Source organism: Maribacter spongiicola (genome assembly GCF_052119685.1).
GTDB lineage: Bacteria > Bacteroidota > Bacteroidia > Flavobacteriales > Flavobacteriaceae > Maribacter > Maribacter spongiicola_A.
The window spans coordinates 790952-803690 of sequence record NZ_JBGQOO010000001.1 but is presented as its reverse complement, the minus strand read 5'-3'; the positions used below and the strand labels follow the sequence as shown (position 1 = coordinate 803690).

11 protein-coding genes are annotated in these 12739 nt (G+C 30.1%); 7 read left to right on the top strand and 4 right to left on the bottom strand.

Going from position 1 to position 12739, the window contains the following annotated elements; all coding sequences use genetic code 11:
• The first annotated feature begins 15 nt into the window (after positions 1-15).
• From ACEN2N_RS03350 to ACEN2N_RS03325, 6 genes are all read left to right on the top strand, one after another.
• Positions 16-1179: a glycosyltransferase family 4 protein gene (locus ACEN2N_RS03350; RefSeq protein WP_441822985.1), complete on the top strand. Its 1164-nt coding sequence runs from the start codon at positions 16-18 to the stop codon at positions 1177-1179.
• Positions 1180-1262: 83 nt separating this feature from the next.
• Positions 1263-2711, top strand: a complete 1449-nt coding sequence (locus ACEN2N_RS03345; RefSeq protein WP_441822984.1) for an oligosaccharide flippase family protein — start codon at positions 1263-1265, stop codon at positions 2709-2711.
• A gap of 55 nt (positions 2712-2766) precedes the next feature.
• Positions 2767-3771, top strand: coding sequence for an acyltransferase (locus ACEN2N_RS03340; protein WP_441822983.1), 1005 nt, complete (start codon positions 2767-2769; stop codon positions 3769-3771).
• A 193-nt stretch (positions 3772-3964) separates the two neighbouring features.
• The gene (locus ACEN2N_RS03335; RefSeq protein WP_441822982.1) at positions 3965-4966 is read left to right on the top strand and encodes a glycosyltransferase family 10 domain-containing protein; all 1002 of its coding nucleotides are present in this window, start codon (positions 3965-3967) and stop codon (positions 4964-4966) included.
• Positions 4966-6255: a hypothetical protein gene (locus tag ACEN2N_RS03330; RefSeq protein WP_441822981.1), complete on the top strand. Its 1290-nt coding sequence runs from the start codon at positions 4966-4968 to the stop codon at positions 6253-6255. Before ACEN2N_RS03335 ends, ACEN2N_RS03330 begins: the two co-directional genes overlap by 1 nt.
• A gap of 18 nt (positions 6256-6273) precedes the next feature.
• Entirely contained in the window at positions 6274-7107 is an 834-nt protein-coding gene (locus tag ACEN2N_RS03325; RefSeq protein WP_441822980.1) for a glycosyltransferase, read from the top strand.
• Between the two features lie 72 nt (positions 7108-7179).
• Here ACEN2N_RS03325 and ACEN2N_RS03320 read toward each other — a convergent pair whose 3' ends face one another.
• From ACEN2N_RS03320 to ACEN2N_RS03305, 4 genes are all read right to left on the bottom strand, one after another.
• Complete coding sequence (locus tag ACEN2N_RS03320; protein ID WP_441822979.1) at positions 7180-8418, bottom strand: glycosyltransferase; 1239 nt, start codon at positions 8416-8418, stop codon at positions 7180-7182.
• On the bottom strand, positions 8419-9021 hold the full coding sequence (locus ACEN2N_RS03315) for an acyltransferase (RefSeq protein ID WP_441822978.1): 603 nt from the start codon (positions 9019-9021) through the stop codon (positions 8419-8421).
• 152 nt (positions 9022-9173) lie between these two features.
• Positions 9174-10142, bottom strand: a complete 969-nt coding sequence (locus ACEN2N_RS03310) for an acyltransferase family protein (RefSeq protein WP_441822977.1) — start codon at positions 10140-10142, stop codon at positions 9174-9176.
• A gap of 126 nt (positions 10143-10268) precedes the next feature.
• Positions 10269-11111: a hypothetical protein gene (locus ACEN2N_RS03305; RefSeq protein ID WP_441822976.1), complete on the bottom strand. Its 843-nt coding sequence runs from the start codon at positions 11109-11111 to the stop codon at positions 10269-10271.
• A 287-nt stretch (positions 11112-11398) separates the two neighbouring features.
• Between ACEN2N_RS03305 and ACEN2N_RS03300 the strand changes: the two genes are divergently transcribed.
• Positions 11399-12655: a hypothetical protein gene (locus ACEN2N_RS03300; protein WP_441822975.1), complete on the top strand. Its 1257-nt coding sequence runs from the start codon at positions 11399-11401 to the stop codon at positions 12653-12655.
• Positions 12656-12739 lie beyond the last annotated feature (84 nt).

The following is a 12739-nucleotide window of genomic DNA, read 5'->3' as shown; positions in this document are numbered from 1 at the left end:
ATTCTATTTTAGTTTATGAAAAAGATAATTACTCATTTTACTCATGTTGCTTATTTAGATACCGCAATTGAACATATTAAAACAGCCTCAAATAACGGATATGACTTACATGTTCTTATAACATTAACTCCACAGGGTCTAAAAAGTAATATTTTAAATTTGGAAATTGATATCGATTCGTACCCTCCATTGGTTTCTTATGAGAGTATAAAAAATGATTGGAATTTAGGTTATTTAGAGCCATATTTTGAAAAATGTAAATCAGTTCATTTTGTTGTTTATTCACCGAAACTAAGTTTAAATTCTATATCGAATAAAATCAAGAAATTTATAAATGGGATTTCTCCTGATTTTATACATTTAGATGGTTTTGTTTCTCGTCAATATCCCTTGATATTATTTCTATTGAAACATAGAAATAAATTGATTTTGAATGTACATGATCCTAAAATGCATAGTGGTGAATTTGAAATAAAAAGATATATAATTACCAAATTTCTACTTAAACTGGTCACTAAATTTGTAGTCTTTGCAAATGATAGTAAGGAGGTTTTGGGAGAACAGTTATCAAAAAATAAAAAAATATTTTTATTACGCCTTCGCCCTAGTTCAATATATAAAGAATTTAGTAAAATAACAGATTTCACTGTTGAGCCTACTAAAATTTCATTTGTTGGAAGGTTGTCTAAATATAAAGGAATTGACCTGTTTATAGAGGCTATTAATGGCGTTCATAAGACAAATCCAAGTCAAGAATTTATAATTGCAGGGAAACCGTTCAAAGATTTCGAAATAAATTATGATATCATCAAAAACAAAAATAAGGTATCAATTATGGAGAAATTTCTTAGCAATGAGGAAATAACAGAAATTATAATAAATTCTAAACTTATAGTTTGCCCATATATCGATGCCACCCAAAGTGGTGTCATATTAATTGCACATGGTTTAAATAGACCTGTTTTGGTTACGCCAGTGGGTGGTTTACCTGATTATATAATTGAAGGTAAAAATGGTCTTGTCGCTGAAAATGTTTCTGTCGAGTCATTGACAAAATCAATTAATGGTTTTATAGATAATAATTTATTTGAAAGTATGAAAAAAGATTTCCATAGTGAAAAATCAATAAATAGCTTGGTAAAGCATTACGTTGCTGTCTTAGATATAATTTATTCTTAAATCACATCTAAGAGAATGCAATCAAATAACTAATTCTATTTGGTTATTTACCAAAATTTATTTACCCATAACTTAAAATTTAAATGCAGAAGTTGAAAATTAAATGGCTGCCTAACATAAAGTCAAAGATTCTTAAAAATAGTTTGTGGGGAGTAATGGGAAGTTTAACTCAAAACATACTTTTGAGCCTTTTTTATGTATTAGTTGCACGTTATTATTCTGTCGAAGATTTTTCAGAATACTTAATAGCAAATAGTTTGTACCAGATGATTTTGGCTTTTTCTGCCATGGGTCTTGGACACTGGTTTATTAGAGAGATTGTGAATGTTGATGACAAAAGTGAGCTAGCCAGCAAATTTTTGAAGATGCAAGCCTATTTCGGGTTCTTTTTCTTGATAATCAATGTTATTCTTGCATTGGTACTTTATGAAAACCCTACGGTGCAAAAACTTTCAATATTATTTGCAATCAATATCATTTTTGATAATATTATTTATTCAATTAAGAATATTAATATTGCTCAATTTGCTCAAAAGAAAACGGTAAAAGTTTTATTTATTGAAGCCTTTGCTAAATTTGGGATTGCGTGTATGTTGTTTATTTATCCGTTTAACATTGTTGTTCTTACCATATTATTAGTTGTTACGCGTTTTATAACATTAAATCTATTTCTAAAAATAGGCTCAGCGGATGGTATAAACTTAAATGGCTTTTGGAAAGCAGACGTACCAATAAGTTTTGTGAAGAATATATTATATAAGTATTGGCCCTTTGCAGTTATTGGTAGTGCATATGTTGTGTATTGGAAATCGGCAACATTGATTATATCTAAAATGTTGCCATTATCTTCGGTTGCTTATTACGAAAACTCCTTTAAAATATTTTCATTAGCACAACTAGTACCAGTGGTAATAAGTTCAACATTACTTCCAAAATTTGTAGAGCTTTCAAAAAATAAAGATTACGATGGGATTAAAGCGCTATACCAGAAAATGTTTATATTATTTACACTTTACGGTTTAGGTGCCTATACATTTACCTATTCTTTCGCAGATGAGATTTTACCCTTAATATTTGGAGAAAAATATGACACTTCAGCTATTTATACGAAAGAGATGTTTTTAACCATGCTTGTATTTCCTACATCGTTATTGCAAGCAAACATTCTTATTACTTTAAAGTTAGAAAAGCTAGATATGTGGTTTAATGTCAATAGTATTATAATAAACACGGTACTTTGTCTAATTGGTCTATCTATATGGTCATCGCTATCAGTGGTTAATTACTCTATTTTTATTTCTTTTGTAATATTTCATTTTAGTCAAGATGTTGTGCTTTTAAAAAATAAACTTACGTCTATTAAACATGTTCTTTTATTTTTTGTAATTATTGGTAGTATTGTAGTAGGTTATATATCGATATCTCAATTTATATCACCCTATGTGTTATTTGCTTCTCTATGGGTTCCAGTTGGTGTTTTAGGGGTGTTCATGTTTTATAAAAAACATTCAATTTTTAGCTTGCAAAAATAATTCCATCTGAATTATAACCATTTTTGGAGATACACTATAATTTAATTATGAAGTAATGCAGAGAAGTTTTTCAATTGATATACTAAGGTCTATTGCAGCTATTCAAGTTGTTATAATTCATATTACAACTTATTATATTAATAATGATTTTAATGGTATCAATTCAGGATTGAGTTTTTGGACTGCTAATATTTTGGATTCTTTTTGTCGAATTTCGGTGCCACTATTCGTTTTAATTAGCGGCAAATATTTATTAGGTAAAAGGGAGTCTTATATTATATTTTTTAAAAAAAGAGGTTCAAGAATTTTGATTCCTACAATTATTTGGACATTAATTTATATCACGTATAGAATTGCTCAAAATTATCTTACTGGTCGCGGTTTATTTGAAAGGTCAATTTTGGAAGATTTCATAACTGGTCGTTCTTTTTACCACATGTGGTATTTATATATGCTGATAGGTTTGTATTTAGTAACTCCGGGCATTAATTTCTTGATTCAAAAAGTATCGCGTATTCAGCTTTGGTTTATTGCAATTAGTTTTCTTTTACTAGGTTTTTTAATGGATATAAATTACAGTTTTTTAGAAAATAATTATTTTTTCTTTTGGTTTGTAAATTATATTGGATATTACATAGTAGGTTATTTGCTACGTGAGATTAAAGTAATTAGTCTATCAATTATGCTGATATCTTATGTTTCTTGTAGTATAGGTATTGCTTACTTTACCTATGAGAGTTTATTAAATTCTGAACAGTTATACTACACTAAATATTTATCGCCTTTTGTAATTATACCGTCTATTCTAGTTTATGGATATTTTGAGGGAATATCATTATCACAAAATTTTCTTTCCCGATTATCCAAATATACGTTTGGCATATATTTAATACACCCATTGATATTAGATATGATGCATCATGCCAATAAATTATTTAAAATGAATCTTATTAATTATCCATTATTTGAAATAATAGGTAGGTTTGTTATTTGCATGTTAATTTCAATATCGGTGATTTTTATGTTAAGTAAAACAAAACATTTAAATAAGATTATTTGATTAGTATATGTGTTTTTTTCTAATTTTAGTTTCCCATTATTCCTATTTTTAATGATTATTTTCAAATTCCAATAAACTTTTGTTTAGTTCTTTTAATGTGATTTAATTAACATTAATATCACTAACATTTCCTTTATAAAATGATTTAGGAATTGTAATAAATTTATATAAACAACTTATAAATCATTTAACTATGTACAAAGTAAAACTTTCAATTGCTAAAGACAACGAAGGTTGTAGTCGACAAACACCTTCTGGATTAGCGCAATGGGGTAATTATCAATTTTATATTAACCAAGAAATTAAAAACCCAGATTTTTGGGCGGTGTATAGTAAAGGCGAACGTAAAACAGAAACTTGTGAAGTTGCTCCTGAGAACACCTTATTTGTTACAGGTGAGCCAGAAAGTGTATATCATTATTCGAAAGGTTTTGTGAATCAGTTTGGTAAAATAGTAGTTTGCCAAGACAATTTAGATCATAAAAGTCAAACGCATTACCAACCTGCTCAACCTTGGCATATAGGTAAGATTGAGAATGAAAAGGGGGAAATTAGTTTTTCAAAAGACTATGATACTTTTAAGAATGAAGAACCGCCAGTTAAATCTAAATTGATTTCGGTAATATCTAGTAATAAAGCATTTACCAAAGGTCATCAAGAAAGAATAGATTTTGTACATAAATTAAAAGAACATTTTGGTGATAAAATTGATTTATTCGGTAGGGGATTTAATGATTTTGATGATAAGTGGAATGTAATTGCACCTTATAAATATCATGTAGTAATAGAAAATTCTTCGTACCCAGATTATTGGACAGAGAAGTTAGCTGATAGCTATTTAGGCAATACGTATCCGATTTATTATGGTTGTACCAATTTGGAGAAATATTTCGATAAAAACGCTTATTCATTAATCGATATTAATGATTTTGAAAGTTCGGTCAAAATCATAGAAGATATTCTTGAAAAGGAATATTGTGAGCAAAGAATAGCTCAAATTCAAGAAGCAAAAGAATTGGTGCTGGATAAGTACAATTTGTTTGCACTTCTCGCGTCTCAATTTGATACTATGGATTCCAATGCTACAAAAAAGCAGGTCACCTTAAAGCATGATACCGCTTTCGTTGATTTTGCGAAAATCAAGATTATGGTGATATCTAGAATTGTTAATAAACTTAAATTGAAATTTAAATAATGGCAACATTTAGTAAGAAGGAGCGCGTTATTGCTGCTATTTTATCTGCTACTCCTGGTTTAAAAGCCTTTTTGAAGAACATTTATATTTCAATTAACGCTAAACTTCATAAAAAGGATTACATTATTAAGTTAATGGAACGACCCGTTCAAATTACACTTATTGATCCGTTAATTAGCTTTGATACTACATCTGAAACATTTGGTGGGTATTATGATATAGCAACAGTGAATAATATGGGTCAGGTTCTTTCGCATCTGAGTTCTGTTGCATCCGTTAATTTGCCCTCAGATTCTGTACCGGTAGATATCGCGATTACAAATATTCATGATGGTACAACAAAGAAAATAGCACAATCAAAAGCGTATAATTGGCAACAAGGCACGCGACTGCATTGGTTAAATGAAGAGCTATTTGTTTTTAATGATTTTAATGAAGATTTAAAAAGGTACGAATCTAAACTGTTTTCCGCCAAAGAGAATTCATTGATCAAAACTTTTGATTATCCTGTACAAGCGGTCTACAAAGACCAGTATTTTCTCGCTATAAATTATCAACGGTTATTAAGTATGCGACCAGATTATGGGTATCGCAGCTTACCACCATTACAGCAATCTGAATTGACCAACCTAAAAAATGATGGTATTTGGAAAATAGATTACGCTTCTGGTATTGCAAAGATGTTGCACACTATAGAAGATGTTGCCAATGTAGAAAGAAAAGATATTTTTAAAGATTGTACTCATAAATTGAATCATTTGATCATACAGCCAAATGGAAAAGGATTTATGTTTATACATCGGTATTTTCAAGGAAAAAGAAGATTTGATAGGTTAATGTATTCAGATTTTGAAACTATTAAAGTTGTAATAGATGAAGAATATGTAAGCCACTGCTATTGGCTAGATAATGAGACTATTTTAGGTTATTTAAAAGCAAATGGAGAAAATGGATATTATTCCTTAGGTCTAAATGGAGTTGCAACATTATGTCCAGAAATGACCCAACTTCAATTAGGTGATGGCCATCCTAGCTGTTTTGGAGATTGGATAGTTTTTGATTCGTATCCCGACAAAAGTAGAATGCAAAAATTGTTTCTTTTCAATAGAAAAACAAAAGAATTACATTGTTTGGCAGAATTGTTTCAAAGCACGAAATACAAAAATGAAACACGTTGCGATTTGCATCCTAGATTTTCAACAGATGGTAAATATGTAAGTTTTGATACTGTATATCAAGGTAAAAGAAGACAGCAAGTTATAGATATTACACCAATTTTATTATTATAATTTTTCAGAAACAAATAAATGACTGATCGATCTCTCTCAGTAATCATGTCTGTATACCATAAAGAAAAGCCAGAATATTTAGAACTGGCTATTAATAGTATTTGGACAGTTCAAAATTTAAAACCATCTCAAATCATACTCATTGAAGATGGTAAATTAACTGATGAACTTTATAGCGTTATTGAAAAATGGAAAAAAGTCTTAAAGCAAACCTTAGTAATTTTTAAGAATAAAGTTAATATTGGGCTTACCAAATCTTTAAATATTGGTATTGATAATGCAACTGGACGATACATAGCCCGTATGGACAGTGATGATGTATCGGTGTCTGGTCGTTTTATAAAACAAATTGAATACTTGGAAAAAAATTCTGAGTATTCTGTAGTTGGCTCTTTGGCACAAGAGATTGACGAGGTAGGTAATTATACTAATATTAGAACTTACCCAATTACAGATGAGGAAGTTAGAGATTACATTTGTAAAGCATGCCCTTTACAACATGCAGGGGTAATGTTGAAAAGGGAAATTTTTGATAGTGGAATACGGTACAATGAAGACTATCGTTTAACACAAGATTTAGCGCTTTGGTTCACCATATTAAATGCTGGATATAAAATTGGTAATATTCCTGAATGCTTAATTCAATTTAGAATAACACAGAATTCTTTTGTCTCAAGAGATAAAACTAAAGGACTACATGAGTTTAAAATCTATATGAAGGGAATAAGGGAGTTAAAGGGTATTACGTGGCGCTATGTGTATCCGTTAAGCAGATTGGTAATGCGATATATGCCATCTAAACTGATTATTTCCATTTATGAAAGCCCTTTAAGGAAAAGGATACTGAAATAATAATTATTTATTTAAAGCTATTTGTTATAAATGCGAAATACTACAAGAAGAGATTCGATTAATAGTATTGAACTAATTGCGATTTTCAATACTTTTCTGATAGTAAGAAATCATAGTCTTTGCTTTCTCTTCCCAAGAAAATTTCAATTGTTGTTTATTACAATTGTTAGATAAATTTGTAAGGACGTCTCTGTTCTTATGAAAATAATTTAAATATTTTGCGAAATTAACTATAGATTGTTTCGGTCTAGATAAAGGTATTTTTCTTCCCACTGTTTCATCAATAACCGCACCCATACCACATGTGTCAAAACATAGTACAGGCAAATTATTACTAACAGCTTCAAGTATGACAGTGGAGGTGTCCTCGCTAACACTGGTGAAGAAAAATAATTGTCCTTTTTTCATAGCTTCCTGTACAACTTGTAGAGTTTGATTTCCATACCAAATAATCTGATCTTTAATACCTAAATCTAAAGCTAAATTCTCAGCTTGTATCTTTTCCCCCTTATTACCCTCTCCATAGATATGCAGAAAAATAGCTTTATTCTCTGTCGCAGCGATAGATTTTAAGGCTAAAAGAAGTTGTTTTCTAAAATCAAATTTACCAACCCAAATTACATTTAAAAAATCCGTTTTAAATTGTCTTTGAGAACTAGGTTCTGAAGGAAGACATCCTGTTTCGGGTATTACTACTGATTCCAAACCTTTATATTTCTTAATCGCGGAATATGAATCGGGGATTGAGCTAATTAGCAAATTAGCATGGTTTAAAGCTTTATCAACTCTTTTATCATATTGCAATTGTAAAATATTCATACTATTCTTTAAACGAATTAAAATGTTTGTTTTCAAATCAACCTCACTTAAGTAGTTTGTAGGAAACTGCTTTAAACCACCAATTGGACCCCATATAAATGGCTTATTTGGAATTTTCCATAAATAGCCCGGTTCTCTAAAACCAATCATATTTAATTGGTGTATAATATCAATATTTTCTTTTTTTGTAATTTTTAAAGCAATTTCGAAGGTTTTCAGTTGCCATTTTTTATAGTGTTTATAAAAACGCCAATCTCCTTGATTCCAGCACATAATTCGAATCTCTGGAGAAATCTCGTTGTAATAAAAGTGCATATTATTTCGCTGGGGTAATTTTAATAAAGCTATTTCAATATGTTGCTTAAATTCACCCTCTGTAATAATGTGTAGTTCTGCATGCTTGGCTAAATTTATACACCAGTTCCAAGCCATGCCTGGTTCACTACCAGTATGTGGGGAACATGCGTAGGCGTTAATTAATATTTTTAACATTTACTTATTTCCTAAAGCTATTAATTCCTCTTTTGTGTAGCGTTCTTCATTTGGATATAATGCTTTTTCATGTTTTAAAATTTCAGCAACGGTAAAACGGAATCTCATTACTTTTGCAGGTGTACCAACTAATATGGAATAAGGTGGGCATGATTTTGTGACCACTGCACCAGCAGAGATTATGCTACCTCTGCCAATTGTGACACCTGCTAAGATAGTTACGTTTATGCCCAACCACGAATCACCTTCAATTACAACATCCTTATCGTCCTCAGGTCGTTTTTCATAGTTACCGTCAAACATAAAGTAACCTACTTTATCAATTCTATGATTGCCTGTAATAATTTTTAAATATGGAGCAATATCTACTTTTTTACCAATATATACTTTAGCTTCGGTTGAGTAAATAACTGCATATCTTGCTATTTTGAGGTCACCCTCAAAATAAAAATTCTCAATTCCTTTGAAGACAGAGGTTGATGGTTTTATCATTACATTTTTGCCGCAATTTCCCATTCCTTTTTTAATAATATATCCCCAAAATTTATCTCGGATAAATTCATATAATACTTCTGCTTTTATAATTAATGATTTTAATTTCATAGAATTACCCTTTGTAAATGCTATTTTTTGTAGTTTAATTAATAATTATGTAAGTATAATTGCCAACGATTTAGACTAAAATAGGAATAAGGTCTTATAAATAATTTTTAATTAGTGTCTCCATGTATTAAAAAATTTACATTAATTAATTTTTAATACAAGCTTATAATTCCTTTCCAGTCTAAGTCCTGTTCTTTAAATATTTGCGAAAATAGGCGAGAACAACATCTTAGAATATATGCTGCAATTAAAATTGCTAAAAACATTCCTATTATATTAAGAGGAAAGTAATTATTATACCTACCTGTTAATAATGATACTTGTACTAAATAAATTTCTAAACAGAGACCTCCAATAATTTTTATAAAAGCACCACCAATATTATTCTGGTAAACTTTTTTCAAAATAGGACTTTTAGCTACTTTATAAAAATAATAGGTTAAACCTATAAGAGGTGCTAATGAAAGCATTTGAAATATGTTGATAATTTCAAAATGCTTAGCGCCAATTACAATTAAATAGTAAAGAATGCAACACCCAATCAGTTTTAGAAAGTCAGATTTGAAGTGATAAATTAACTGTTTTTTGCTTGCACCCATTATAGCCCCCATTAACATAAATAAAAAATAGAAGCCATATTTAAAGTATGTTATGCCATACATGTCATAATCTGATGGCTTATCAATTACAATATACCAAACTATAAAAATTAACAAAGAAATACCCCAAGAGAGCATTAGGTTATCTTTCATGAATTTATTTATGAAGTAAATGATAACATAATAAACCATAATGCATGAAATAAACCATTCTCCGCTATACAGAATTATATAAATGATATCGTCATGTTTATTGACGAACAAAGTGCTTAAAATTGCCCATGCGAAGATTGTTGGATATATTCTATTAATACGTTTCTTATACCAGTTGTCAAACCTGCCCATAGGTTTCAAAAATAAAAGGAAACCTGAGGCGAAAAAGAAAAGGGAATTACCTATTGAACCACCCGTCGCGAGAAATTTGTATGGGTAAAGAAGATCAAAATGAGAATTGGTGATTAATAAAGCTGCTATGCATTTCATTACATCTATGCCAATATCACGTTTATTTAGATTATTCATTATATGGATGCGTTCTTAAAATAATTTTCGATAAGTATAAAAATTTATCAAAATGAGACGTAAAATATTTGAAGTAGTCGTGTTATGTGAAATACAACTACTTATTATTTTAATGTAGTTGTTTGATTATAATTGATTTAAACTGGCATTTTCGTGACTGCCTATTGCACCTTCAGATAATATATTCATGTCATTGTTTACTTCTGTAATTTGAATATATCCGTTCAACTTTATTAAATCCGTGAAGAATATAAGCATGCCATCAAGTTCAGAGACCTCATTAAAACTATAACCATTTTGTCTGCTTTTTACAGTAGCCAAAGAATGAACAACTAATTCTGAATTGTTTTCTTGGATGATATATAAAGTAGTGGGTAACTCTAAATTTTCATTAATTTGAAAGATATTGATGGTAAGCGCTGTTGTACCTTTTTTTCGTTCTTCAAAAACAGCTAGACCATTTATGCTATCATCTTGTGAAAATAAATTGTATGTTAATTTTACACCAGTTAAAACATTTGGTCCAAGATCAGCATAGGCATAAAATTCACCAGTATTGTTATCTTTTCCTTCTATAGATAAATAACCTGAAAATTCTGAAAATTCTTCGTAACTTAATACTTCACCATTATCAAGTCTGGAAATAGTAGTTTCGCTAATACCTGTATTTCCGTTAACATCATTTAGATTAACGGCTATACCGCCACCTATATTTGCAGTGTTATTTCGTATTCTGACAGCATTATTAATGCCATTTACTGTATTATTTAAATTAACGGTAATGGTAGTTGAACCATTGGTATTTTCTGTAAAAGTAACTTGACCAGTAAGATCAGATAAATTTGTGTTTAGCAGTTCGTAACTTTTAGTGACCCCTGTAGGTACAGGAGGTGTGTCATCATTGGAGCTGCAACTGGTTAAAAGACATAAAGAAAAACAATAGATTAGTATTTGAAACTTTTTTTTCATAATCCACATTAACATATTTGGTTGAGCCCTTATTGGTAATATTACTAAAGCAAAAAGTCTATAATAATATATTATTAATTTTATACTTTGAAATAATATCCGAAATCAATCATGAATTTAGGGTAAATATCAGGATAATTACAAATTTAATTCATTTTTAAAAGTAGTTATTCCTCTGTTAATATTTTGTCGGTATAAATGGTGTTTTGTCGATTAAAATGAATGCTGTTTAATTAATTATTTACTTTGTACAGATTTTAATCGCAACTTATTTATACGATTTTTTAATGCCCAAATATTTAACACATTTTCTTTTTCTTTTTATCCCCATTTACCTTAGCTGGAATTTTACTTATGGTCAGATAAAAATAGGTGATAATCCACAAACTTTAGATGTCTCTTCTTTATTAGAATTAGAGAGTTCTTCAAAGGTATTGGTGATATCCAGAGTATCTAATGCTGAAATGCAATTGTTACAGCCTTTACGAGGTGGGTTAGTCTTTAATACAGATGAAAATTGTGTTTTTTTTTATAATGGAAGCGATTGGTCGAATCTTTGCTCAACGGGTGGTTCAAATTCTAATGAGCCAATTTCTCTAACCGATAATGGTGATGGTAGATTTACTTTTTTAGGTACAGATGAACAGCCGGTTACTTTTAATGGTGCCGATGAGACAGTATCTGTTCTAGAAGATAATTTAAATGGTACGTACACATATACCGATGAGGTGGGTGAGGAAACTGTTATTACGTTTGCAGGTAGTTTATTGGAAGATAATGGAGATGGTGCTTACATATTTACAAACAGTGATGGAAGTACAGTGGCGTTTAACACTTCGCCTACGCAAGAAACAACATCTACTTTAGAAGATAACTTAAATGGTACGTATACTTACACAAATGAGTTAGGTGAAGAAACCATAATTACAATTACTGGAGGTACATTAGCAGATAATGGTGATGGTGCTTACATATTTACAAATAGTGACGATACTACCGTAAATTTTAATACTTCGTCTTCGCAAGAAACAACGTCTACCTTAGAAGACAATGAAGATGGTACATATACCTACACCGATGAATTGGGTGAAGAAACCCTAATTGATACTAACCCTACGGTCGAGGAATTTACGGGGACTTCGGGTTCTCTTCTTTTTGCAGGCAATGATGGAAAAGTAGATGAAAATAATGCCAACATCTATTGGGATAATACAAATGCAAGATTAGGCATAAAAACAAATGCTCCTAACTCAACAGTGAGCGTTAATGGGTCATTATCTACTGCTATCAGTTTTACCAGTGGTAATGTTGGGTTAAATGAAACTAATCACACAGTAATTATAAACGGTTCAGGTAATAGTACTTTGTTTATGCCTTCACCTGGTAGTGCCACGGGTAGACTTTATATAATTAAAAAGAAACCAAGTATTACTTTATCAGTGCAAGGTGGTTATATTGATTCCGATAGTATCAACCGCTCAGATGTGCCTGTTAATGTATTGTGGTTACAGAGTAATGGTTTTTCGTGGGAGCAAGTTAATTAGTATTATTTTCTACGTGTTATATTAAAAATTCATTTAGTAAAACTCCATCCAGATTAGTGTTTTCTTCTTTTTACGAGATAATTG